The organism is Myxococcota bacterium, assembly GCA_041389495.1.
In the GTDB taxonomy this organism is placed as follows: domain Bacteria; phylum Myxococcota_A; class UBA9160; order UBA9160; family UBA4427; genus JAWKRT01.
Window position 1 is genome coordinate 853,644 of sequence record JAWKRT010000002.1, and the last position, 24,674, is coordinate 878,317.

Genomic DNA, 24,674 nt, shown 5'->3' on the forward strand with positions numbered 1-24,674 from the left:
GCGGGCGCGCACGCCTAACGATGGTCGAGCACGCGCGTCGCGGCGACGCCGTTTCCGGCGGCCACCTCGACGTGGCGGGCGAGCGCGACGGGGGCGTCGCCGCCCGCGACGAGCGCGGGCTCCGCCGCCGTCGCGCCCGTGAGCCCGCGCGCCGCGACCGCGGGCGTCTCGAGCACGGTCCGCTCGCTCACCGTGTGCACGCGGCCCTCGACGCGCGGGAGCGGCCGCCCCACGAGCGGAGTGAGGCTCGCCTCGAGCTCGGCGCTCCGCTCGGTCGACGCGTAGAAGTACACGTGCTCGAGACCCGCGTGGCGGTCGAGCCCGTACCAGTGCGCGGCCCCGGGGAGCGACAGCGTCGCGCCGGCGGGCACCGGCGCCGCGGGCAGGCTCGTCGGGTGGAGCGCCTGCACGCGGCCGACCGAGTCGATCGCGATCACGTACACGTAGGCGTCGGCCGACGGGCGCGCGAAGACGCGCAGCGCGTCGGCCGCTTCGCCGTCGCCGACGCCGTCGTACACGACCGCGCCATCGGCGAGCGCCTCGAGCCCGCCGGCCGTGCGCCGCGCGACCGCGACGTCGAGGGCGAGCGGCGCGTCGACGCCGCGCGCGACGACGCCGGGCTTCGGATACAGGTCGCCCCACGGGCTCGCGCCGGCCGCCGCGCCGGCGCCCGGCGCGCTGGCGGGCGCACTGCCCGGAGCGCCGCCGGGAGCGGGCAGGGCGGGTGCGCCGCCGGGCGCGAGCGTCGCGACCGCGGGCGACGGCGCATCGTCGACCGTGCCCCAGCTCGGCGCGCCTTCGCCCGGCGCGGCGTCGCTCGCCGTGCCCCACTGCGGCGGGCCTGCCGGCGCGCTCGTCGTCGCGACGGCGGGAGCACCCGCAGGAGCGGGCGCGCCCGCCTCGGCCTGCGTGCGCGCGTACTCCGCGCGGATCTCCGCCTCGATCGCCTGCAGCTCGGCCATCTCGCGCTGGCGGCGACGCAGATCGATGTACGAGCCGGCCGCACCGTAGGCGAGCGGCGTGAGCGTCGTGACGACGCTGACCGCGGCGACGGCGTAGTTCGGATCGTCGTAGTGGTTGAGCGCGAGCACGCTCGCGGCGGCTCCGCCCGCGATCACGAGCGCGGGCAGGTACTCCTCGACCGTCTGGCAGGCGGCGACGAGCGACGCCGCGACGAGCGCCGCGACGAGCCGGTGTGCGCGGCGCGCGCGCGGCCGCGCGCGCGCGCCGTCGCGCACCGGAGCGGGGAGTCGTTGTGCATCCACGGTGAGCCTCCCGGCCTTCCAGCGTTCCGGCCTTCCAGCTGTGCAGCTTCCCGGCCGTGCAGGTTCCCGGCCGCGGGCAGGCGCGCTCGCCTACTCCTGCGGCCGGCGGGCGAACACGAGCCTCGTCAGTCGTCCCGTGCGCGGGTCGTGCAGCAGCACGGCATCGTAATCGCCGGCGACGGCGAAGAACAGCCAGTCGCGCGTCGCATCGTAGGCGCGCATCGCGAGCGACAGGCCGAGCCCGATCGCGGCCGGATTCTTCGGCATCGGCAGCCTCGGGTCCGGCCGCACCTGCACGCGCTGCGCGTCCTCGCTCGCGATCGTCGTGAGCCAGCGGTCGAGCCGGTCGGGGATCTCGTTCACGGTGGCGTCGGTCCCGATGAACGCGACCGTGATCTCGGGCGACTCCTCCGCCATCGCGCGGCGCAGCTGGTCGTCGAAGAGCTTCGAGTCGAAGAACTCGAGCAGCACGGGGCCGGGCGGCGGCTTCGGCTTCGAGGCGCACGCGGCGACGGCCGCGACGGCGGCGAGGCCGGCCAGCGCGAGCGCGACGGCGCGTGCGAGATCCGAGCCGGAGTGGCGACCTAGCGACACGGCAGCTCCGCCCTCAGTCCACGATCGAGAGCGTAAGCGAAGCCGCGGCCCAGTCGGGGCTCGGCTTCGGTGCGGCGGGCTCGGGGGCGGCCTCGGGTGCGACGGCCGCGCCCTCCGCCGCGGGCTCGGGCTCGGGCGTCGGGGCGGGCTCGGGAGGCGGCGCCGGGGCGTCCGGCTCGGCGGCGACCACCGCGATGCCGCGCGCGGCCGCGCGCGCGAGCGCGGGCGCGAGCTCGCCGAGCAGCACGCGGCGCACCGCGCTGCGCTCGCCACCGCGCGCGGCGCCGCGCGTGCGGAGCTCCGCCTCGAGCGCGCCGATCGCGTCGCGCAGCGCGCCGGCCGCGCGCGCGTCGCGGAAGCAGAAGGCGCGCACCGTGTCGGTGCCGGTCGGCGGCACGTAGTCGAGGAAGAAGCCCGCCGTGTTGTCGGCGCCGAGCGAGTCGGGAATGCGGACGGCGCTCGCCGGCTCGATCCGGCCGCCGGGCACGAAGCCGCTCGCCTCGGAGATCGCGTTGGGGAAGAGCAGCGCGACGCGGCCCTCCGTGTCGACGTCGACGACGACGAGCGAGCACGCCTCGCTCGCCTCGACCTCGAGCCACAGGCTGTTGTCGGCGCTGCGCGGCTCGCCCTCCCGCCGGATGCGGAGCTCGGGCGCCGCGCTCGACGTGCGCACGACCTCGGTCTGGGGCCGTTCGCCCGGCGCGGATTCGGTGGGCGGCCGCCCGGCGATGCCGACGCGCAGCCCGAGCGCCGCGGCGTCGTTCGAGATCGAGAGCAGCTCGGCCGCGGTCAGCGAGCGCGCGAACAGCGCCGCGAGCGCGCGCGCGACCGAGCGTTCGTCGTCGCGCGACGCGGGCAGGGCGTGGCGCGCGACGAGCGCGCGGCCGTCCGCGCCGCGCACCTCGATCGCGTCCGCCGTCGCGCCGACCGCGAAGCGCGCGAACGACGCGTCGCCGACGAGCTCGAGCTCGGGCAGCGCGTCGAGGGCCGCGGCCGTCATGCGCGCGCGCCGCTCGGCATCCGCGTCGTCCCAGCGCACGGCGACGGCGGCGACCGCCGGCGCGGGCGCGATCGCGACCGCGCGCCCCGGCGCGAGGAGCGGCGTCGCTTCGTCGCTCGTCGGGCGCGCGATCGCGTCGGCGGCCGCGCCCGGCGCACCCGCGCGATCGAGCCGCTCGACGACGACCTCGAGCTGCGCGCCGCCGGGAGCGAACGCGCGCTCGCCTTCGGGATACACGGCCCAGACCGAGCCCGGCCGCGCGCCGAGCCCGCTCCCGCGCACGAGGCGCACCGCGCCGCCTTCCTCGGGAAGGGCGGAGACCCACGCGAGGCGCGGCCGGTCGCTCTCCGCCGCGGCCGGCGGCAGCAGCGCGGTGTCGATCTGCTCCGGCCGCCCCTCGAGCTGCGGCTCGGGCAGGTCGTCGAGGCCGAGCTGCGCCTTGATGCGCTCGAGCTCGCGCTGCACGTGGTCGAACAGGCCGCGCGCGGTCGCATCCGGCGGTGCCGTCGCGAGGCTGCGCGCGAGCGCGTACGAGAAGAGCCCGTACGAGCTGCCGTCGATCGGGCCGTCGAGCGCCTCCTGGTGCGAGGCCGCACCCGCGAGCAGCAGGTGGTCGCCGCCGTCGGTCGCGACGACGCCGCGCGTCGCCGTCGCCGCGTAGAGCTCGCGGCGCTCGTCGGGCGCGACGAAGCGCGTGCGCAGCGCGCTCGCGCCGCGCGTCGCGGTGCCCGAGTGGCAGGAGTCGAGCGTGACGACGAGCCGCGTGTCCGCGAGACGCGCGAACCGCTCGCCGAGCTCGTCGTCGGTGATGTCGGGAACGCCGGGCGTGCGGCCGTCCTGCGGAACGAGCGTCTCGTCGAGCCCGTCGGCCTCGTCGCCGCCGAGGTCGGTGACCTGCGACCCGTGACCGGAGTAGTGGACGTAGACGACGTCGCCGGGCTGCGCGCGCTCGGCCAGCGCGTCGAGCTCGGCGAGGATGCCCGCGCGCGTCGCCGCCGCGTCGGTCACGACGCGGACGTCCTCCGGCGCGAACGCGAAGCGCGAGACGAGCACCTCGCGCACCGCGGCGACGTCGTTCAGCGCGCCGTTCAGGTCGGGCACGGCCTGGTAGTCGTTGATGCCGACGAGCAGCGCGCGGCGTCGGCCGCCTTCGGCGTCGGCCGCGCCGGCGAGCCCTGCGAGCGCGGACGCGACGAGGAGCGACGCGACGAGGAACGCCCGCCCGCGCGCGCGATCGAGGCGCCGCGCCGGTGCAGCGCGGCGGCGGCCGAGGCGAGCGGTCATCGGCGCGCGACTGTAGCAGCGCGGCGCCGCGCCGCGCATGCTCGGGGCGTGTGCACGCGACCGCCCGCCGCAGCTCCGCGCCGATGCGCCGCGCGCTCGCGCTAGGCGGCGCGATCGCGGCGCTCGCCGCGATCGCCGGATGTTGGGCGGCGCGCCACGCGCTCGCCGCGCGCGCAATCGAGCGCGCGCTCCGCGAGCGCGGCGTCGCGCAGCCGTCGCTGCGCGTCGATCTGCTCTCGCTCGGCCGCGTGCGCGCGCGCGACGTCGCCCTCGGCGCGCCGCCCGCCCCGCGCGCGGCGACGGTCGACGTCGCACTCGCATGGGACGTCTCCCTCGCGCGCATCGCACCATCGATCGCCGACGTCCGCATCGAGGGCGCCGAGGCGACGCTCGTGCGCGACGCGTCGGGCGCGCTCGCGATCGCGGGCACGTCGCTCCCGCTCGACGGCTTCGACGCGGCGGGCTCCGCGGGCGCGTCCGGTGCGGCCACGCCTGCGGAGGCGACGAGCGCGCACGGCACGGCGGCGTCGGCCGGCGCGGCGGCTGCCCGCGAGCCCGCCTGGCGCGCGCTGCTGCGCGCGCTGCCGCCCGTGCGCGTCGACGGCGCGCGCATCCGCGTCGCGTCCGGCCGCGAGGGCGACCTCGCCGTCGAGGGCGCGGGGAGCGTGCGCGGCTGCGCGCGCGGCGGTGCCGCGCTCGCGCTCGACGCGCGCGTCGCGAGTGCTGCGGGCGCGGCGCCCGTCGCGCTGCGCATCGCGCCGGCCGGCGCTTCCGGCGCATCGCACCGGCTCGCGCTCGAGGGCGACGTCGCGCCCCTGCTGCGCGCGCTCGGACTCGCACCGTCCGCCGCCGCGCCGTCCGCCGGCGCCGCGAGCGCATCGCGCGCGGCGCCGCGAGCGCACGCCGCGGCGCCGCGAGCGCGCCGGCGCCGCGAGCGCTCCGCGCGACGGCGAGGATCCGTCCGTCGACCGCGAACGCGACGCGGTGCTCGTCGACGTCCGGGTCGACGCGTCGCTCGACGCGCTCTGCGACGCCGCGGTGCCGGTCGGCGGCGACGTGCGCGCGCGCGTCGCGCTCCCGCTCGCGTGGCTCGGCGCCGGCGACGGGCGCGCCGAGGTCGAGCTCGCGGGCGCGATCGACGGCGCGGCGCGGATCGCGCTTCGCGAGTGCGCGCGCGTGCGATCGCTCGCCGCGCGCGAAGCGCCGGCGCTGACCGTCGGCGCGTGGAGGGTCGACGCGCCGCGCGAGCTCTGCATCGTCGGCGGCGACGGCGCGCCGCTCGCGCTCGACGTCGCGGCGCTCGCGAGCGCTTTCGGGAGTGCGAGCGAAGGCGCGAACGACGGGAGCGGAGGCGCGAACGCGTGGCCGGGGCTTCGCGCCGACCTCGAGGCCCTCGCGCTGCGCGGGCCGGACGGCGCGCGCGTGCGGGCCGACGGCGTGCGCGTCGAGCTCGTCGCCGACGCGCGCGGCGGCGCGCCCGCGCTGCGAGCGAGCGGCCGCGCGCTCGCGGGCGACGGCTGGCCCGTCGGTCTCGAGGGCCTGTCGCTCGAAGCGCCGCTGCGCGCGCTCTCCCGGCTCCTGACCGCGACGAGCGCGCACGACGCGCACGACGCGGGCGGCGACGGCGCCGCGCCGCCGGCGCGGGACGGCGGCGTGCGCGTCGCGGCGGCGCGCGTCGCGAGCACGGCGCGGCCGCCCGCGTTCGCGCCGCTGCGCGTCGACGTCGAGCTCGCGCCCGACGGCGCGGGCCTGCGCGCGCGCGGCACGGCCGTCGACGCGAGCGGCGCGGCGCGGATCGCGTTCGAGGCGCGCCACGACGCGCGCGCGCGAAGCGGTGCGCTCGATGCGCGGCTCGCCGACATCGACTTCTCCGCGCCCGGCGCGCCCTCGATCGCGGCGCTCGTGCCGCCGCTCGCGGGCTGGGTCGACGGCCTCGGTGGCCGGCTCGGCGCAACCGCGTCGCTCGCGTGGAGTGCCGACGCGATCGGCGAGCCCGCGCTGTCGCTGCGCTTCGACGACGTCGATCTCGAGACGGCGGGAGAGGCCGTGCGCGGGCTCGCCGGCGACGTCGAGCTCGTCGGCCTCGCGCCGCCGCGGACGCGCGCGTCGCAGACGCTGCGCTTCCGCCGCGTCGACGCGCTCGCGCCGCTCGCGGACGGCGACGTGCGCTTCGCGATCGAGCGCGGCGGACGCGTGCGCCTCGAGCGCGCGACGGGGCGCTTCGCGGGCGGCTGGCTGCGCGCCGTCGCCGAGCCCGCCGACGCGAGCGGCGACGACCGCATCGTGCTGCGCGTCGCCCGCCTCGACGCGCGTCGGCTCGCCGCGCTCGCCGGCGACGCCGTCGATCTCGAGGCGACCGGGACGCTGTGGGGCAAGGTTCCGCTCGTCGTCCGCGACGGCGGCGTGGCGATCGACGGCGCCGTGCTCGCGGCGTCGCAGGGGGGCGTGCTGCGCTATCGCGCGCGCGACGGCGCCGGCGCCGCCGCGGACGCCACCGACTCGTGGGCGCTGCTGCGACGCGCGCTCGCGGACTTCCGCTACGAGCGCCTCGAGATCTCCGCGGACGGGCCGCTCGACGGCGAGATGAGCGCGCACGTCGAGCTGCGCGGGAGCAGCCCCGCCGTCGAGGACGGCCGGCCGATCGAGCTGCGCGTGCGGCTGTCGGGCGGCGTCGCGCAGGTGTTCCGGTCGGCGCTCTTCGGGAACGCGGTGGTCGAGCGGCTGCGCGAGCGGCTCGTCGAAGCGGCCGCGCGCGGGGCCGCGCGGCGCGTGCGCGACGACGGCGCGCGACGATAGGCGGGCGAGGAGCGGGCCGAGGCGAGGATAGGCGGCTGCGGCGCGAGCATTTGCGGTCGCGCGCGCCCGGATGACACAATGCGCCGCGGTCCGCAGGGGGAGGCGCGCATGGCGACCGCAGTCACGGCGACCCGCACCGCGCGACGGGGGCGCGCAGCCGCGCTCGCGTGCGCGATGGCGTTCGCGGTCGCGGCGCTCGCCGACGCGTCCGATCCCGAGCCCCGCGTGATCGAGATCGCGCCCGTGCCGATCGGCGCGGCCGCGCGGCTCGCCTCGACGCGCGCCGTCGGCGGCGCGCCGCCGTCGCTGCCGCTCGACGGGCTCGAGCCCGCGGCGCCGAGCGCGCCCGCGCTCGCGCCGCGGCGCACCGCGACGCTCTCGACGACGAGCGCGACGCTGCTCCAGTCGGTCGCGGTCGCCGACACGTCGTCGACGAAGATCGCGACCACGTCCACGATCGCCACCGCGCCGATCGCGACCGCGACGACGAGCACCGCCTACGTGCCGGTCGTGCAGACGGCGATCGTCGCGACGCCGACGACCGCGACGAGCGTCTCGACGCTGCCGACGACGACGTCGGTCTCGACCGGCGGCGGTCTCACGGCGGGCACCGCGACCGCGACGCTGCTCGACCGCACGCGCGTGTTCGAGGCGAGCGAGCCGTCGATCGTCGCGATCACGAGCCCGACGCTCGAGGTGCTGCGCCCGCCGCCGTACTCGATCTACGAGCCGCCCGCGCCGCGCCCCTACGACCCGACGCCCACGCCGTACGACCCGACGCCGCCGCCGGGAACGCCTCCGCCGGAAGGCGGCGGCGCGGACGGCGCGAACGGAGGCGGCGCGGGCGGCGCGCCGCAGGGCGACGGGAAGCGCTGGTCGCTCGATCAGCAGCTGCAGGTCTACGCGATCTTCCGCGATCGCATCCAGGAGCTGCAGCAGCTGCGGCGCGAGCGCGAGGCGCGCAAGGAGCAGGAGGCGCAGCGGCGGCAGGACTTCCAGGGCCCGTCGGCGCTCGGCGCCGCCAACCTGCTCGAGAACCTGCACGTCGACCGGCGCGTCGAGCTGCGCGCCAACGAGATCCTGAAGATCGCGAGCGAGGTGTACTTCGACGCGAACCGCGACACGGGCGTCGTGTACTACCTGCCGCGCCGCTACGACCTCGCCTGGAACCCGCGCGACCAGTACGCGCTCACCGTGATCTACGGGATGGCCGGCGCGACCGAGGGCGACGGCGAGGTGTTCATGGCCGCGCGCCTCGACACGGGCATCGACGCGCGCGAGCTCGAGGTCGCGAAGGCGCTCGTGCGCGCCTACATCCGCCGCCACGCGAAGCAGACGCCGCAGCGCTTCGAGGAGCTGCGCCCGGTGCCGCTCGCGTCGACGTCGAACGTCGAGCTGTTCGGCGGCGCGAGCAACGAGTTCACGGTCGACGCGGGGCAGGTGAGCGTGCAGCGCGTGTCGGGCTTCCTCGAGAGCATCGACGTGTCGTGGGCCACCGACGTGCGGCGGCTGCTGAACATCGAGAGCCTGCTGCGCACGGACGCCGGCATCCACGGGTCGACGACGTTCGAGACGGCGGGCCGCGAGCCGTTCCGGCGCACGATCCCGCTCGAGATCGACGTGACGTCGCGCGGCAGCCTCGGCCGCGTCGTCTTCGACCGCGCGAAGGGCTGGGCGAACGAGGCGCCCTACCCGGTGACGCTGCACGACCTGCACGCGCTCGTGCTCGCGACGGAGAGCCGCGGGCGCGTGCGCGAGGACGACCCCGTCGTCTACTCGTGGAGCCTCGGCGACGCGGTCGTCGCGCCGGGCGAGCGCGTGCGCTGGCAGGCGGGCGCGGTGCCCGAGTGGCTCGACGGGCAGGCGCTCCTCTTCTGGGTCGAGTACTCGGTCGACGGCACGTGCGCGCCGTGCGACGACGCGGTGTTCAGCGAGCGCTTCATCCCCGACCTCCCGAAGACGCGCGAGGTCGTGTTCACGACCGGCGACGCGTTCGAGGCGACGGGCGCCGAGCGCATCACCGTGCACGTGCGCTCGCCCTTCCTCGACCCGCAGCGCAGCGCGATCGTGCAGCTGCCCGGCGTGCGCCTCGCCGCCGACGGGCAGGAGACGCAGGTCGCGCGGCTCTTCCTGACCGAGCGCGAGTTCTCGCCCGCGGCCTCGCACGAGCCGTTCTACGAGTGGTTCCTCGAGGTCGCGATGCGCGACGGGACGACGTACCGGTCGCCGTCGTGGAGCCCATCGCGCGCGCTCGACCTGCTGCTCGGCTCGGCCGTCGTCGAGCAGGCGCTCGGAGGCCGCGTCTGGGAGCGCGCGTCGCCGAACGCGGACGACGCGGTGTCGCCGTCCGCGCTCGAATGAGCCGCCGCGCGCGCGCGGCGCGCGGCGTCGCGTGCCTCGTGCTCGCCCTCGTCGCGCCGGCGTTCGCGCGCGCGGCGCCCGACCTCCGCAACGCGGTCGAGGTCGGGCCGCTGCAGGTCTACCGCGATCACGAGCGGCGCGACGTCTTCTACTACGCGCCCGGGCCGCTCGAGCTCGCCGTCGAGCGCGACGGGCGGCCCGGCCTCTCGTTCCTGCAGCTGCGCTGGGTGGGCGGCGCGCTCCACGGCGACGCGAGCGACGCGGGGAGCCTCAGCACGCTGACGCTGCGCTTCCGCATGGCGGGGCCGACGCCCGCCGACCTCGCGGTGATGCGCGCCGGCATCCAGCGCGCGGTCGGCAGCGCGCGCATCGAGCTGCGGCCGCTCCCGATCACGGGCTTCGACGCCGCGCTCGTGTACGCGACGATCGGCGAGGGCGCGCGCAGCGAGCCGCTGCCGGCCGGCTACTTCGAGGCCGACGGCGCGCCCGAGACGCGCACGTCGGCGGCCGGCTACTGGAGCGAGCGCAGCTACACCGTGCCGCTCGACGAGCGCACGTCGCAGGTGCTGTGGCGCACGCTGCACGAGCAGCAGGTGCTGATGAGCCTGTCGTACGTGTTCTCGACCTCGGGGCGCGGCCACGACGGCGACGTCTTCGTGTCGATCCGGCGCGACACGTCGGACGCGATGCAGCTGCTGCGCGAGCGGCTCGGGCTCGCGGAGCCCGACGCGCTCGACGCCCTGGCGCGCACGCTCGAGGAGCGCGCCGACGACGTCGTGTCGTCGAAGCTCGTGCGCGCGGGCGCGCTCGCCATCCGCGTCGACGCCGAGCGCTGGCCGGCGCTCTTCCAGCGCGTCGACTTCGAGGACGCCGCGCCGCCCGGCTACGCGCACCTGCGCGTCTACTGCTACGACTTCCAGAACCGCCTGCGGCCCGATCTCTTCTACAAGAAGGTCGAGGTCGAGGCGCGCGCCGTCGACGGGCGACCCGTGCGCGCGGAGGTGAAGTTCCTCGGCAGCGAGCCCGACCTGTACGCGCGCACGCTGCGCTTCCCCGTCGCCGTCGAGCTCAAGGCGCCGTACCGCTATCGCGTCGTCGCGGCGCATCGCGACGGGCGCGTCGAGAGCGGCGAGTGGCGCGAGCGCGCGCAGTGGAGCCGCATCCTCGACATCACGACGCGCCCGGACGGCGAGGGGCCGGGCTAGTGGGCGCGCGGCGCGGAGCGGTGCGGAAGGTGCGGCGCCGCGCGCTCGTCGCGCTCGCGCGCGGTGCCCTCTGCCTCGCGGTCGCCGCCACCGCCGGCGCGGCGCGCGCGCTCGTGCAGCTCGAGGAGGGCCGCCGCGTCATCGAGGGCGTCGTGCTGCTGCGCGATGCCCACGACGACAAGGCCTACTACTACCTGCCGCGCGCGCCGCGCCTCGCGCGCGCCGCCGACGGCGAGACGCTCGAGCTCCTGTGCGTGAAGTACGTGGGCGCGGGCGACGCGCCGAGCGGCGGGCTCCTGCACGCGCTCGTCGAGCTCGACCTGCCCGACGGGCTCGAGGCGACGGTGGCGCGCGAGCTCGCGCGCGAGGTCGAGGGCGCGACGCTGCGCGGGCCGGTGCCGCTGCTCGAGGCGGTCGACGACGGCGCCGCGGGCGTCGGTGCGTTCCGCGTCGTGTCGGGGACGCTCTCGAGCGCGGGCGACGGCGGGCTCACGCGCGCGCTCGTCACGTCGGGGCACGCGCCGCTCGCGCCGGGCGCGAAGGCCGTCGTCGCCGCGCGGCTCACGCCCGAGGGCGCGACGCTCCTGTGGGAGACGTTCGCGTCGCCGACCTCGGACGTCTCGGTCGCGATCACCGCCTACTACGAGGCGGCGATCCCCGCCTATCGAGCGCGCGTGTCGGCGTCGATGGACACCGTCTACGCGCACTTCAGCGAGCACGCGAACGCGCAGCTCGGCTACTCGAAGGCGGAGCTGCGCACGCAGACCGACGCGCTCGTGCGCGACGGCGGCATCGCGATCGAGGTGCTCGACCGCTCGTCGTCGGCGGGCGTCGACGCGGCGGCGATGGACCGCATCGTCGACCTCGTCGCGACGCGGCTCGCCGAGCAGCTCTTCGATGCGACGGCCGGCTGGGCGCGCGCGCCCGAGCGCGAGGCGGCGGCGGGCGAGAGCGGGGGTGCGGGGCGGCGCGAGCCGGGCTGGCTCGACGCGGCGCTGCAGCTGAACGACCAGCCCTACGTGACCGACGTGCGCTACGAGCTCAAGCGGCGCAGCGACGTGCAGCGCAGCGCGTTCGAGCTCGACCTGACGCGCGCCGCGACGATCCGCGTGCCGTTCGAGACGGCCGGCAACCTCGGCGGGCTCTACGCCGAGCTCGGCTCCGACCCGCGCTACTTCCGCGTCGTGAACCTCGCCGACCCGGTGTTCGAGACGCGCACCGTCCACTTCCAGATCGACGGCGCCTTCCTCGACGCCTTCCAGGACACGCTCAACTTCGTCTCCGTGAGCTTCCGCAAGCGCGCGGCCGGGCGGCCGGAGTTCGCGCGCTCGCTCGTCTTCACGCACGACGACGTGAAGGCGGGGCGGACGCTGCAGAGCGTCGACTATCCCCGGCTCGGCGAGGGCGAGGACGACTGGCGGAGCTACGAGTACCGCGTGAGCTGGAGCGTGCGGGGCCGCGACGCGATCGCGGAGCCGGCCGAGCCCGACGCGTGGATCCGCGCCGATGCGCCCGCGGTCGCGCTCGCGCCGCCGCTCGAGCGGCGGACCGTCGAGATCGACGCCGATCGCGCGCTCTTCGCGGAGCGCGGCGTCGCGACGGGCGTGGTCGAGTTCGCGGTGCCGCTCGGCGGCCGGCCGAAGCTCCAGCGCAAGGCCACGCTGCGCGCCTCGGACGCCGAGGCCTCGAAGGTGGTCTCGATCTTCCACGACCGCGGGGCCGCCGTCGGCTGGCGCGTCACGTGGCACGGAAGGTCGGGCGTCGCGCGCACCGAGGCGCGCGGACTCGATTCGGAGTATCTCTACCTCGTTCCACCCGTTCCACCCGAGCCCGGCGCCGAAGGCGGCGCCGCGCGCGAAGTGAGGTGAGCCGATGGATTCGCTGAGGATCGCCCGCGCCCTCGTGGCGACGGGCGCCCTGCTCGCGGCACCGGCCGCGGACGCCGTCCTGCTCGACGGCAACAACCGCTGCTCGGTCAAGATGAAGGACGGCACCGACGTCGTGCTCTACGGCGAGTTCGTGAGCTCGGTCGGGACGCGCCGGCCGCTGCTCTCGCCGCTGATGGGCGCGGGCAAGTCGTTGCGCACGCTGCAGCAGCACGCGCTCGCGCCGGCGAAGCAGGCGAGCTCGCTCATCGACGCGCGCGGCGAGCCGACGCAGAAGGGGAAGGACTTCCTCGCGTCGTGCGTGCGCGACCAGGTGCGCGGCCAGCGCGGCGTCGCGCTCTCGCCCTCGTTCGGGACGCCGTCGCTCCTGCACCCGGCCGTCCTCGGCAGCCGCGCCTACGGTCTGTGCGCCGGCGAGCTCCAGCGGCGTCACCGCGCCGAGACCGACGCGGCGAAGCCGAGCGCGACCTCCGCGCTGCAGGACCTCACGACGAACCTGCCCGACTTCGAGGAGCCCGCGCGCTCGAACCGCTTCTACTACCTGCCGCCGGGCAACAGCCTGCGGCTGTCGGAGCGTCCGGCGAAGCCGGGTCAGAGCGCGAGCCAGCGCACGCCCGAGTTCCTGTTCGTCAAGTACACGACCGAGGAGCGCGCGGATGCGGGGGGCGTGCAGGGCGGCCTGCTGCACTTCCTGATGGAGTGGAGCCTCACGCCCGATCAGGAGGCCGAGCTCCGCAGCCTCGTGAAGGCGAACTGCAAGGTCGACGGCAAGCCGGGCGAGCTCGTCGCCGCGGCCGAGGTGGGCGAGGGCGACGCGCAGGGCTCGTTCCGGCTCGTGTCGGCGACGCTCTCGGACGAGGGCATGACGCGCTCGGTCGTGAAGTCGGGGCACGCGCCGACGATGCCGGGCGGCAAGGTCGCGGTGGCGGCGAACCTCGACAAGAACGGCGCGCAGCTCTTCATGGCGACGCTCGAGAAGTCGCGCTCGATCGCCGACCTCTCGGTCGAGCTCGACTTCGAGTACGTCGTGCAGCTCCCGGCGGCGAAGGGCGAGATCATCTTCCACTGGGACAAGCTGCAGGAGAACGAGGAGGTCCTCGACGCGTACTTCCGGAAGTCGCGGAAGACGGACCTGATCGACCAGGATCTCCAGCTGCTCTCGACGAAGGAGAGCAACCGCGTCCGTTCGGAGCAGGCGGCCTTCAACACGATGATCGAGCGCGGCGTCGTGCAGTTCAACTTCGAGGGCTACCGCCCCGACGACGCGCAGACGCAGCAGATCATGCAGGCCATGCTGCAGTTCTTCACCGACAACATCATGAAGCCCGACGACGGCGCGGGCGACGTCGAGGAAGCATCGGTCGAGGACGCCGAGGATCCCGACACCGCCTTCGAGGGCAGCGGCCGCCGCACCTTCGACATCGACCGCGAGAAGCTCGAGTCGGCCTACGCCGCCAAGAAGCAGATCGTGCGGCTCGACGCGGGCCTCGCGGTGAAGCAGCGCTTCCAGGTCGTGGGCAACGTCGCGAGCTGGTACGACGCGGCGAAGGACAACCGCGACTGCGTGATGGCCGTGAACCTGAACGACCCGTTCTTCGAGCACCGCGACATCCGCTTCATCCTCGATCTCGACGCGAAGGAGATCTTCGAGGACATGGTCAACTACGTGACCGTGAACGTGCGGAAGGTGCGCCCGCGTTCGACGAACTTCGAGCGCAGCCTCACGATCGACCAGGAGTACCTGAAGACGCGCGGCGTGCAGGCCGCGATGAGCTACGCGCGCGAGGGCGACGTCGACACGGAGCTCTACGAGTACGAGACGCAGTGGAGCATCCGCGGCGGCAACCTCTGGCCGCGGACGCCGCGCTGGCGGAAGGGGAGCTGGGAGGGCGTGACGCTCTCGCCGCCGATCGAGCGCTGGGCGGTCGAGGTCGAGGGCGACCTCGACCAGATGCAGGCCAACGACATCGCGCGCGTGACGGTCGAGATGCACTACCCGCTGTTCGGGAAGGAGGAGTACAAGGTGCTCGCCCTCTCGCCGCGCGGCGGCAACTGGCTCGTGTCCGACCACATCTACGTGGATCGCGGCACGCGCGGGTTCGCGTACCGGCTGATCGTGCACCACAAGACGGAGGGGCGGATGGCGCTGCCGTGGCAGACGCGCGTCGGCGACCGCTACGTCTACGCGACGATCCCGGAGGAGCTGCTCGTCGCGGGCAGCCTGCGCGAGCAGGCGAAGTCGCTCGCCAAGCAGCTCGGCCAGCTCGGCAGCGAGCAGGTGCTCGACCGGTTCCAGGAACTCTTCTCGCAGGCGGACTGAGCGGATGCGGCGGCGATCGACGGCGCTCCTGTGCCTCGCGGTGTGGGCCGTGCTCGCGCCGTCCCCGGCGCGCGCGCAGCAGATCCGCATCGATCATCCGATGCGCGCCGAAGGGCTCTGGCTCTTCCCCTCGGCGCTCGACGAGAACGCCTGGTACTGGGTCCCCGCGCAGGCGCGGCTCGCCACCGACGAGAGCGGGAGGCCGCGCTTCTCGTTCCTCCGCTACGTGAAGAACGCGCCGTCGGCGGACGCGGGGACGCAGGGCATCACGCAGGCCGAGGGCGGCGGGATCCTCCACTTCCTCGTCACCTACGACACGCCGCGCGACGTCGTGGCGAGGGCGGAGCGCGCGCTCCGGCGCAAGGCCGGAGAGGCGGCCGAGCTGCGCGGCCCCGTCGTGTTCACCGAGGGGCGCTACAGCCTCGTGTCCTCGATCGTGCTCGACGGCGGGAAGCCCGAGGACGTCCTGCTCGCGAGCGGCAACGCGCCCGTCATGGAGGGCAGCCAGATCGCGCTCGCGTTCGAGCTGCCCGCGGAGCGCGCGACGCTCCTGCAGCGCTCGCTCGAGATGGCGAACCCGGACATCGCGCTCGTCTTCGAGATGACGCTCGAGGGCCTGACGGACGCCTTCGACGCCGACGTCGTCGTGAAGTGGGACGAGGTGAAGAAGCACAGCGCGTGGGGCACGCGCGCCGACGTCCCGCTCGGCTACATCGTCGGCTCGCTCACGCTCGGCAGCGGCGGCGGCGCGGGCTACCTCCTGCCCGGGCTCGGCGGAAACGCCGGCGGCATCCTCGACGAGCTGCACCGAAGCCAGGCGATCGAGGTCCGCACGCGCGGCGAGGACGCGAACATGTCCGAGCTGCTCGACAAGGCGGTCACGACGCTCGTCGAGCTGCTGTTCGAGCCGGTCGAGGCCGAGGACGCGCAGCCGGGCGGCATGGGCTCGCTCACCGACCGGCTGGCCGAGTTCGGCGAGGACAAGGACGAGTTCGGCGCGCCGATGCTCCCGCTCGTCGGCATCAGCGCGGGCTACCGCGCGAAGGAGATCCGGCGCTCGGGCGTGACGACGATCTCGCTCGCGAGCCGCACGCCGCAGAAGCGCGTCACGACGATCGCGTTCGGCGTGGGCGACCTGTGGAAGCGCCACGGCGGCGACGCGTCGATGTTCCGCACGGTGAACCTCGCCGACCCCGCCTTCGAGCAGCGCGAGGTCCACGTCGGCATCGACGGCGCGATCCTCCCCGAGTTCGACGCCTACATCAACAGCGTCACGACGACGCTCCGCAAGCGGCACGAGAACGGCGCGACGACGGTGCAGGAGATCGTCGTCGACCGCACGACGTTCGAGCGCGAGGCGAACGACTTCCGGATGCTCTACGGCTGGAACGGCGACGCCGACCGCGACGCCTGGCTCCGCTACGAGTTCCAGACGCGCTGGAGCTTCAAGGGAGGCGGTGTGTACGAGACGGGCTGGACGGCGACCGACTCGAACATGATCGACCTGTACGCCCCGTACCGCCGCAAGGTGGTGCGCGTGCTCGGCGACGCGAAGGCGCTCGCCGAGCAGGGCGTGCGCGCCGTCGTCGTGAACGTCGAGCACGACTTCTTCGACGGGCGCCGCCGCGAGCGGCTCCGCCTGCGCCCCGACCAGCCCGGCGAGACGCCGACCGTCGAGCTGACGCTGCCGCTCGACCAGCGCGAGTACGACTACACGGTCACGTGGATCCGCGGCACGGGCGAGCGCCTCGAGACGCACGGGCGCGACGGGACGGGGATGATCTTCGTCGACGAGCTGCCGGCCGCCGCGGGCGGGGCGACGCCGTGAGTCGCGGCGCCGCGCGACGACTCGCGGCGAGCGCGTGCGCGCTCGCCGCGCTGCTCGCCACCGCGGGCGCGGCGAGCGCGCAGCGCGTGCTCCTCGACCAGGGCGTGCGCGCGGGCGATCTCTGGTGCTTCCCGTCGGCCGACGACGCGACGCAGTGGTACTACGTGCCGCTGACGGCGCGGCTCGCGACCGACGACGCGGGACGGCCCGCGTTCGCGTTCCTGCGGTACGTCGTCAACGCGCCGGGCGGCGACGACACCGGCCAGGGCATCACGCGCGCGGGCGGCGGCGGCGTCGTGACGCTGCGCGCCACGTACGACACGCCCGAGGCGGCGATCCGGCGTGCCGAGCGCGAGCTCGCCCGGCGCGCGGAGCGCGCGGCGGCGGCCGCGGCCGCGGCGGGCGCGAGTCCCGCGAGTCCCGCGGACCGCCCCGCTCCCGTGCTGCGCGGCCCGGTGATCTTCGCGTCGGGACGCTATGCGCTCGTGTCGTCGACACTGCGCGAGAAGGGCGAGCAGGACACGCGCGTGCTCGCGACCGGCAACGCGCCCGTCTTCGAGGGCAACGAGGTCGCGTTCTCCTTCGACGTCGATGCCGATCGCGCGACGCTGCTGCTCGAGAGCTTCCGGATGGCGACGCCGGACGTGTCGATCGTCTTCGAGATGGAGCTCGAGGGGCTGTCCGACGCCTACGCCGCGACCGTCACCGTCGACTGGGATCGCGTCGAGTCGAGCGAGGCGTTCGGCGCGGAGCTCGGCGTCTACTACGGCGTCGCGTCCGGCGCGATCGAGCAGGGCTTCGAGGAGCTGCGCAAGAGCGACGCGATCCGCATCGAGACGCGCGGTGCCGACGCGAACATGGAGGCCCTGCTCGACAAGGTCCACGAGCGGCTGCTCGGCATGCTCTTCCGCCGCGTCGAGCCCGAGCGCATTCCCGCCGACGAGTCGGCGGAGGAGGCGCCGGGCGGCGGCGGCATCCTCGACTCGCTGCTCGGCGGCATCGAGGACTTCCGCGAGCACCCGGGCGGCGTCGCGAAGGCGACGAGCCTGTGGAGCATCACGGCGCGCTACGAGCGTCGCGAGACGCGCATGAGCGGGACGACGCGGATCGACATGAACCACCAGGCGCCCGTGAAGCGCTTCGTGACCATGGCCGCGAACGTCGGCGACCTCTACCGGCGCTTCGGCGACGACCCGCGCACCTTCCGCACCGTGAACCTCGCCGACGCCGCCTATCAACAGCGCGAGATCCACGTCGGCGTCGACGGCGCGATCCTCCCGGAGTTCGACCGCTACATCAACAGCGTCTCGGTCACGCTGCGCAAGCGACACCAGAACGGCGCGCAGACCGTGCGCGAGGTCGTCCTCGACCGCGACACGTTCACCGCCGCGAACCGCGACCTCCGCATGATCTACGGCTGGAACGGCGACGACGACCGCGAAGCGTGGCTCGCCTACGACTACCGCACGCGGTGGAGCTTCAAGGGCGGTGGCCTCCACCGCACCGACTGGCAGACGGCGACGACCAACATGATCGACCTCTACGCGCCGTACCGGCGCAGCACCGTCGAGCTGATCGGCGATGCCGAGCGGCTGCGCGCGCAGGGCGTGCGCGCGGTGTCGGTGGTCGTGTCGTACGACTTCTTCGAGGGGCGCCGCTCCGAGGAGGTCGCCGTGCACGACCTCGACGCCGTCGACGGCACGAGCGTCGAGCTGACGCTGCCGCACGGCGTCTTCGCCTACGACTGGGAGGTGACGTGGATCCGTCGCGGCGCGCCGCCGCTCACCGCGAGCGGGCGCGACGAGACGGGCGTGATCTTCGTGGACGAGCTGCCGGCCGAGGGCGCGGCCGCGGCGGCGGGCTCGTGATGCGCCCGCGCGCCCTCGCATCGCGCGCGCGCGCCGCGCGCGCGCTGGCCGCCTGCGCGCTCGTCGCGGGCCTCGCGGCGTGCGCGCCGAGGGTCCAGGTCGCGACCGACAAGCCGATCGTGCTCGAGCTGCACATCCGCGTCGAGCAGGAGGTGCGCATCAAGCTCGACCGCGAGGTCGACGCGTTGATGGACGAGGAGCGCGCCGCCGCGCTCACGCGCCGTTCGCTCGACGGCGCGCCGCCGCCGCCGCGCGCGCTCGCGCTGCGCGCGGTCGCGGCCGCGCGGCAGACCGGCCAGGCGGGCGAGGGCGTCGACGGCTACGTCGCGCTGCCGGACGGGGCCGAGGACGACGCGCAGCTGCGCGGCCAGGTCGCGCGCGTGAACGCGGAGCGCCGCGCGGAGTACGCCGAGCTCGCGGCGGAGCACGGACTTCCGCTCGCCGACGTCGCGGCCGTGGCCGGCGCGCGTCGCGTCGCGGCCGCGCGGCCCGGCGAGCGCGTGCGCGGGGCGGACGGCGCGTGGGTGACGCTGCCGCCTTCGCCCGGCGCGGCGGGCGGTCCGCACGACGGAGGGAGCCGATGACGCGAACGACGAGGTGGATCTCCGCGCTGCTCGCGCTCGCCGCGGCTTTGGCCGCGAGCGCGCCGGCGCGCGCGGCGGACGTGCTGCTCGACGCACCGCTGCGCATCGGCGACCTCGTGCTCTTCCCGAGCCGCGAGAACCCGGGCCGCTACTACTACGCCCCGACGAAGGCGCGCCTCGCGACGCACGCGTCGGGCGCGCCGCAGTTCTCGTTCCTGCGCTGGGTGCAGAACGTGCGCTCGGGCGCGGGCCAGGCCGACGTGCGCGAGGGCGAGGGCGGCGGGCTCGTGCACGCGGTCGTCGTGCTCGGTATCACGGACGACGAGCTCGAGGCCGCGCGCGCACAGCTCGGCTCGCTCCGGCCGGGCGCGACGATCGAGGGCCCCATCCTCTACGAGCGCGGCGAGTTCGCGCTCATCACCTCGTTCCAGGGCGAGGACGGCGAGCTCACGCGCAGCCTCGTCGGCGTCGGCGACGCGCCCATCCTCGACGGCGGGAAGGCCGCGGTGTCGATCCTGCTCACGCGGCTCGGCGCACAGATCCTCTGGGAGTCGTTCCACACCCCGACGCCCGACATCTCGTTCCTGTTCAAGATGGAGATGGAGGGCTTCCGCTCGCCGAAGCAGGCGATCCTGCGCGCGAACTTCGACGAGGTCTACACGCACGAGAGCTTCGACGAGAAGTTCGGGGCGAACGCGAGCGCGGACGTGGGCGTGAACGTGCCGGTCGACGAGATCGCGGCGGCGATGGGCGCGCCCATCCCGATCGACATCAGCGTCGGCGCGAGCGCGCACGTCGGCGGCGCGATCCAGTCGGAGATCGACCAGGTCTTCGAGGAGCTGTTGCAGGACGGCGCGATCGAGATCGAGTTCGTGGGCGAGGACGAGCAGCTGCGCGAGATCGTCGACGAGGCGTTCGCGACGCTGCGCGACGTGATCTTCGAGCCGGCCCGGAAGATCGCGCGCCCCGACGAGCAGGGCCTCGGCGGCCTCGGCGGTGGCGGGCTGCGCTCGCGCGCCGGCGGCGACGCCGCGCTCGCGGCGGCGGCCGTGCAGGCGGCGGGCGCGCAGGCGGGAGGTGCGTCCGCGTCGCAGACCGCCGCGGCGGCGGGCCCCGCGAACGCGAGCCCGAACGCGCCGGCCGCCGCGGGCGGCGCGCCCGCGCAGGCCGCGCCGACGCCGGCCGCCGCGCCGGCGCCCGCGCCGCGTCAGGGAACCGGCTGCTCGGGCCATCCCGGCCCGAACGCCGCCACCGGCGACTCGACGGTCGACCTCGCGCTCGCGCTCGACGTCTGCCTGACGACGAAGTACGAGCTCAAGAAGAAGCGCCACACCGGCACCTATCGTCTCGACCTTCGCAAGTACACGGCGTCGAAGGTGGTGTTGCCGTTCGCCGAGAACATCGGCGACCTGCGGCAGTACCTCGACGACCCGGCCGTCTTCCGGCGCGTCAACCTCGACGACCCGCTCTACCAGCAGCGCGAGATCGCCGCGGCCGTGAACGGCCTCGAGCTCGCGGACTTCGACGGCTACCTGAACTCCGTGGCCGTGCAGCTGCGCAAGCGCCACCAGGGCGGCGAGCCCACCTTCGACGAGGTGCGCATCGATCGCGCCACGTTCGACCGCACGGGCAACGAGTACAAGCTCCTGTACGGCTGGAAGGGCGACGACGACCGCGACGCCTGGCTCGCCTACGAGTACCGCGCGCAGTGGAGCTTCGCGGGCGGGAGCCAGATCGCGACCGACTGGCAGCCCGCTTCCTTCTCCGTGATTCCGCTCGACCCGCCGTTCGAGCGGCGCGAGATCCGGCTCGAGGGCAGCCCCGACTATCTCGCCGAGGCCGATGCGGCCGTCCGCTCCATCACGGTGCGCGTCTTCCACGGCGGCGCGGGCGAGGCGCGCGAGGGCGAGCGCACCGAGCAGGTGACGCTGCGCGCCGACAAGGGCGAGCTCTCCGACGTCGTGAAGCTCGTGCTTCCCGCCGGCCAGCTCAGCTACGACTACGAGATCTCGTGGCGCCTGCGCGGCAACAGGACCGTGACCACCGGCCGTCGCACGACGACCGAGGACGTGCTCTACGTCGACGAGCTGCCCGAGCCGCCTGCGCCGCCCGCGAGCTAGCGGCGCGCGTTGATGTCGCGGACGCGGTAGCTCGTCGCGCCGAGCAGGATCTTCTCGGCGATGCGCGCATCGAGGCCGGGCGCGTTGTAGTGGAGCCAGCGGAACTGCGAGCTCGCCGACCGCCCCGGCAGGAACACGATCACCTCGCGCTTGCGCTCGTCCCCGCCCCAGCCGCGGTGCGTGAACGGGAGCGAGAACGCGACCGGGATCTCGAGGTCGAAGACGCTGCTCTCGGTCGTCACGCTGCGCACGCGCACGGCCGTGCCCTCGCGGCCGAACCCGTCGTCCGTCGTGATCTCGTGCTCGCGCGTGCGATCGTCGAGCAGCGCCTCCTCCTCGAGCGAGAGCTTGCGCGCGCACCACGGGTCGACGTCGAGCTCGCCGGAAGCGGGCAGGGCGCGGCGCGCGGTCGCCGCGAGCCCCGCGCCGCCCTGGAAGCGGATGCCGAGGATCTCCTCGTCGATCGTCGCCTCGCGCGAGCGCGCATTGCACGCGTCCCACACCGGACACCAGGTGCCCCCGCAGCTCCCCTCGACGGCGCTGCGCAGGAAGTCGCCGAGGTTCTCGCCGAAGGACCGGCCCGAGAAGCCGATCGAGACCTCGGTCATCGGCGCCGACGCCATCTGCTCGACGCGGTCCTCGAAGCGGTCGACGCCGCCCGGCCGCAGGTCGAACCAGCGCGGGTCGTAGCCGAGCCCGAACCATCCTTCCTCGGACGGCTCGATGGTGAGATGGCCGACGCCGTCGACCGCACCCTCGTTGAGCCACTTGCGCAGGAACACGAAGCGGACCTGCTCCTCCGTCACGACCGTCTTGCTCGTCGCGAAGCGCGCGAGGAAGTCGCAGATCCACTCCGCCTGCCGGTGGCTCAGGCCGCCGTGCGCGGTGTTCGCGCGCTCGGCCAGCGCGGGAGGCCACAGCCGCGGGTCCTCCCAGGTCGCCGCGCCGTTGCTCTTCGTCTCGTCGAGCTTCTTGACGAGCATGTCGGCCCAGGTCTCGGCGTCCTTCTTCGCGATCTCGGCCCACGCCTTCGCCCACTCCGACTGCACCTCGGCGACGGTCTTGTAGCCGGCCGTCACGGCGCCGAGGACGCGCGGGCTCGGCCCGGCGCCGGCGTCTCGCGTCCCGAGCAGCTCCTGGCCGATGCGGCTCCGCTCCGCCTCGTCGCGCGCGCGCGCGTCCTCGAACGCCTTCTGGCGCTCCTTCGCGCGCGCCTTCTCCGGGAAGAACTCGAGCTCCTCCTTCTCCTGCTTCGCCTTCCTTCGCGCGTCGAGCTCGCCCTTGACGGCGTCGGTCGCGACGCCGAACAGGTACGAGCCCGCGATGCCGAGCGTCTTCTCGCGCGGGTCGAGGGCGCTCCACGGCGTCGCGCGCACGACCCGGTCGACGAAGCCGCGCACGGCCTCCTTGCTCGCGTCGACGCGCTGGTTCACGTACTCGTGGTACTGCGCTGCGAAGGCCGCGACGAGGTCGTCGGCGAGCTCGGGGGCGGGCCCGAGCGAGCCGCTCACGCCCACCACGTCCTCGTACGAGCGCGACGCCGGCGGATGGGCCTCCGCATAGCGTCGGCACTGGATGCCCTGGGCACTCGCGCCGGCGGCGATCGCGCAGGCGATCGCGCTCGCGCCGGCCGCGATCGCGGCCGCGCGGGCGCCGACGGTTCGGGAGCGGCGGACCCTCGTCATGACGCCTCCGGGAGCTCGTCGAGATACAGGATGTCCTGGTCCCCGCGCTGCGGACCCGTCGTGATCGACCGGTTGCCCTTGAGTCGCCACACGATCTCGTAGTCGTAGGTGGTCGCGTCGGCCGGCACGAGCAGCTCGATCGAGGACGAGAGCTCGCCGCGCGCCGTGTTCAGCGTGACCTGGCGCTCCTGCGACGCGTCGCCGATCGCGCTCGTCGTCTTCACGCTGACCGAGCGCACTCCCGCGGCGGCGAGCGCGTCGTGGTCGAACACCTCGAGTGCGACGCGGCGGCGCTGGAGCGGCGGGCGCAGCGGGATCACCGCTTCGCGGCGCACCGTCCACGGGGCCTCGATCGACGGCGCGCCGTGGTAGCCCCAGACCGTGCGGGTCTCGTAGTCGTTCCAGCGGTCGCGGTCGGCGTCGCCCTTCCAGCCGTAGACGAAGTCGAAGCGGTTGCCCGCGCGGTCGAGCGCGCCGCGGTCGATCGTCAGGTCCTCGACCGTGAGCGCGCCCGACTCGTGCCGCTTGCGGAACTGCACCGTCACGTACGCGATCTCGTCCTCGAACGCCGCCGCGTTCACGCCCTGGAGCGAGGCGACGATCGTGCGCTGGCGGAACATCGGGTCGTCGAGGTTCACGGAGCGGAAGACCTCGGCGTCGTCGAGATGGCGCGTCAGGTCGCCGACGTTCTCGTCGAAGCGCAACGCCTGCGTGTCGGCCGTGTACTTGTCGAGGTCGACGCGGTAGGTGCCGCGCTGGCGGCTGCGCTTGCGCTCCCAGAGCGCGACGGCGGCGAGCTCGGGGAGCGCCTCCTGCGTGACCGGGTCGACCCCGGTCGCGGGTGCGGGGGCCGCGAACACGAGCGGGAACGCCTCGGCGAGCGCGTCGTACTCGTAGCCGCTCGCCGCGAGCTCCTCGCGCCGCTGCGCGGCGAGCGCGTTCGCGTCGCGCGCCTCCTCGCGGCGGCGCTCGAGCAGCTCGGTCGCGCGGTCGAGCGCGCTCCTGCGCTCGCCTTCCGCACCCGCCGTCGGCGTCGGGCTCGCCGGCTGGAACACGAGGTCGCGAAGCATCGCGAAGGCCTGCTCGCGCATCGCCGACAGCTCCGCGTCGTCGCCGACGATCTCGACGCGGATCGCGCCCTCGGCGTAGAGGTCGTCGAACGCCTCGTCGATCTCCGCCTGCAGCACGGGCGTCGCGACCGCCTCGTTCACGCGCCGGTGCTCGTAGACGCGCTCGAAGTCGGCCTCGATCCGCACCTGCTTCGGCGCGCGGTAGCCCGCGACCTCCATCTCGAACTGGAACGAGACGTCGGGCGTCGCGGAGTGGAAGGACTCCCAGAGCACCTTCGCGCCGAGCTTCGTGAGCTGCATCGAGACGGCGGCCTTGCCGCCGTCGAGCACGGGCGCCGTGCCGAGGCCGACGACGCGGCGCGTGAGCTCGCCGTCCTCCTGCGCGAACGAGCTGACGAGACCGAAGCGGCCCGACCGGAAGATCACGGGGCCCGCGAGCCTCGCGCCCGGCACCGCCGCGCGCAGCGCCGACTCGGCCTTCGCGACCTCGCCGTCCGTGAGGCCGAGCTCGACGACGGCGTGCACGATGCCGCCGCCCGTTCCCTCGTCGACGCCCGCGTCGGCGCGCTCGACGTAGCGGAGGAAGGAGAAGCGCGGCCGTCCCTCGCTGCCGCGCGCGAGGCGCGCGCGCGTCGGCGCGTAGTAGTAGGCGCCGGGCTCGCTGCGCGACTCGAACGCGACGACGTCGCCGAGCGCGACGAAGCGGTCGAGCACGATCTCCTGGGCGCGGGCGGGGCTCGACGCGACGAGGCTCGAGACGACGAGGCTCGCGGCCAGCGCGAGCCCCGCGCGACGACGGAGCATGGAG

Annotated in this window: 14 protein-coding genes; 9 read left to right on the top strand and 5 right to left on the bottom strand. The window is 75.1% G+C overall.

From position 1 onward, the window contains the following. Positions 1-14: 14 nt before the first annotated feature. The 3 genes from R3E88_14475 to R3E88_14485 form a co-directional block, all read right to left on the bottom strand. Positions 15-1,265 (bottom strand): DUF4384 domain-containing protein, encoded by a 1,251-nt coding sequence (locus R3E88_14475; GenBank protein MEZ4217686.1) that lies wholly within the window; start codon positions 1,263-1,265, stop codon positions 15-17. Positions 1,266-1,355: 90 nt separating this feature from the next. Then, positions 1,356-1,859: a hypothetical protein gene (locus R3E88_14480; GenBank protein MEZ4217687.1), complete on the bottom strand. Its 504-nt coding sequence runs from the start codon at positions 1,857-1,859 to the stop codon at positions 1,356-1,358. Positions 1,860-1,872: 13 nt separating this feature from the next. Further along, positions 1,873-4,143 carry a caspase family protein gene (locus R3E88_14485; GenBank protein ID MEZ4217688.1) on the bottom strand — a complete coding sequence of 757 codons (2,271 nt, stop codon included), beginning with the start codon at positions 4,141-4,143 and terminating at the stop codon, positions 1,873-1,875. A gap of 984 nt (positions 4,144-5,127) precedes the next feature. Between R3E88_14485 and R3E88_14490 the strand changes: the two genes are divergently transcribed. The 9 genes from R3E88_14490 to R3E88_14530 all read left to right on the top strand — a co-directional run bounded on the left by R3E88_14490 (position 5,128) and on the right by R3E88_14530 (position 21,111). After that, positions 5,128-6,939 (top strand): YdbH domain-containing protein, encoded by a 1,812-nt coding sequence (locus R3E88_14490; protein MEZ4217689.1) that lies wholly within the window; start codon positions 5,128-5,130, stop codon positions 6,937-6,939. A 108-nt stretch (positions 6,940-7,047) separates the two neighbouring features. Beyond that, a complete protein-coding gene (locus tag R3E88_14495) occupies positions 7,048-9,300 on the top strand; it encodes a hypothetical protein (protein MEZ4217690.1) in 2,253 nt (750 codons plus the stop codon). After that, positions 9,297-10,505 carry a hypothetical protein gene (locus R3E88_14500; GenBank protein MEZ4217691.1) on the top strand — a complete coding sequence of 403 codons (1,209 nt, stop codon included), beginning with the start codon at positions 9,297-9,299 and terminating at the stop codon, positions 10,503-10,505. Before R3E88_14495 ends, R3E88_14500 begins: the two co-directional genes overlap by 4 nt. Before the next feature lie 20 nt (positions 10,506-10,525). Then, positions 10,526-12,373 (top strand): hypothetical protein, encoded by a 1,848-nt coding sequence (locus R3E88_14505; protein MEZ4217692.1) that lies wholly within the window; start codon positions 10,526-10,528, stop codon positions 12,371-12,373. A 4-nt stretch (positions 12,374-12,377) separates the two neighbouring features. Beyond that, on the top strand, positions 12,378-14,711 hold the full coding sequence (locus R3E88_14510) for a hypothetical protein (GenBank protein ID MEZ4217693.1): 2,334 nt from the start codon (positions 12,378-12,380) through the stop codon (positions 14,709-14,711). 4 nt (positions 14,712-14,715) lie between these two features. Then, positions 14,716-16,539, top strand: a complete 1,824-nt coding sequence (locus R3E88_14515; protein ID MEZ4217694.1) for a hypothetical protein — start codon at positions 14,716-14,718, stop codon at positions 16,537-16,539. Beyond that, entirely contained in the window at positions 16,536-18,407 is a 1,872-nt protein-coding gene (locus R3E88_14520) for a hypothetical protein (GenBank protein ID MEZ4217695.1), read from the top strand. The genes R3E88_14515 and R3E88_14520 overlap by 4 nt, the downstream gene beginning before the upstream one ends. Beyond that, positions 18,407-18,991, top strand: a complete 585-nt coding sequence (locus tag R3E88_14525; protein MEZ4217696.1) for a YnbE family lipoprotein — start codon at positions 18,407-18,409, stop codon at positions 18,989-18,991. The genes R3E88_14520 and R3E88_14525 overlap by 1 nt, the downstream gene beginning before the upstream one ends. After that, positions 18,988-21,111 carry a hypothetical protein gene (locus R3E88_14530; GenBank protein MEZ4217697.1) on the top strand — a complete coding sequence of 708 codons (2,124 nt, stop codon included), beginning with the start codon at positions 18,988-18,990 and terminating at the stop codon, positions 21,109-21,111. Before R3E88_14525 ends, R3E88_14530 begins: the two co-directional genes overlap by 4 nt. On the opposite strand, the gene R3E88_14535 is transcribed toward R3E88_14530, so the two are convergent. Then, a complete protein-coding gene (locus R3E88_14535; GenBank protein ID MEZ4217698.1) occupies positions 21,108-22,796 on the bottom strand; it encodes a hypothetical protein in 1,689 nt (562 codons plus the stop codon). The two genes, R3E88_14530 and R3E88_14535, sit on opposite strands and share 4 nt — an antisense overlap. Beyond that, complete coding sequence (locus R3E88_14540; protein MEZ4217699.1) at positions 22,793-24,670, bottom strand: hypothetical protein; 1,878 nt, start codon at positions 24,668-24,670, stop codon at positions 22,793-22,795. Before R3E88_14540 ends, R3E88_14535 begins: the two co-directional genes overlap by 4 nt. Between the last annotated feature and the right edge of the window lie 4 nt (positions 24,671-24,674).

What these genes read in the sequence shown, in the direction of transcription:
- R3E88_14485 (MEZ4217688.1), bottom strand. Translation starts at nt 4,143, where the DNA reads ATGACCGCTCGCCTCGGCCGCCGCCGCGCTGCACCGGCGCGGCGCCTC.
- R3E88_14495 (MEZ4217690.1), top strand. Translation starts at nt 7,048, where the DNA reads ATGGCGACCGCAGTCACGGCGACCCGCACCGCGCGACGGGGGCGCGCA.
- R3E88_14500 (MEZ4217691.1), top strand. Translation starts at nt 9,297, where the DNA reads ATGAGCCGCCGCGCGCGCGCGGCGCGCGGCGTCGCGTGCCTCGTGCTC.
- R3E88_14510 (MEZ4217693.1), top strand. Translation starts at nt 12,378, where the DNA reads ATGGATTCGCTGAGGATCGCCCGCGCCCTCGTGGCGACGGGCGCCCTG.
- R3E88_14515 (MEZ4217694.1), top strand. Translation starts at nt 14,716, where the DNA reads ATGCGGCGGCGATCGACGGCGCTCCTGTGCCTCGCGGTGTGGGCCGTG.
- R3E88_14525 (MEZ4217696.1), top strand. Translation starts at nt 18,407, where the DNA reads ATGCGCCCGCGCGCCCTCGCATCGCGCGCGCGCGCCGCGCGCGCGCTG.
- R3E88_14530 (MEZ4217697.1), top strand. Translation starts at nt 18,988, where the DNA reads ATGACGCGAACGACGAGGTGGATCTCCGCGCTGCTCGCGCTCGCCGCG.
- R3E88_14535 (MEZ4217698.1), bottom strand. Translation starts at nt 22,796, where the DNA reads ATGACGAGGGTCCGCCGCTCCCGAACCGTCGGCGCCCGCGCGGCCGCG.
- R3E88_14540 (MEZ4217699.1), bottom strand. Translation starts at nt 24,670, where the DNA reads ATGCTCCGTCGTCGCGCGGGGCTCGCGCTGGCCGCGAGCCTCGTCGTC.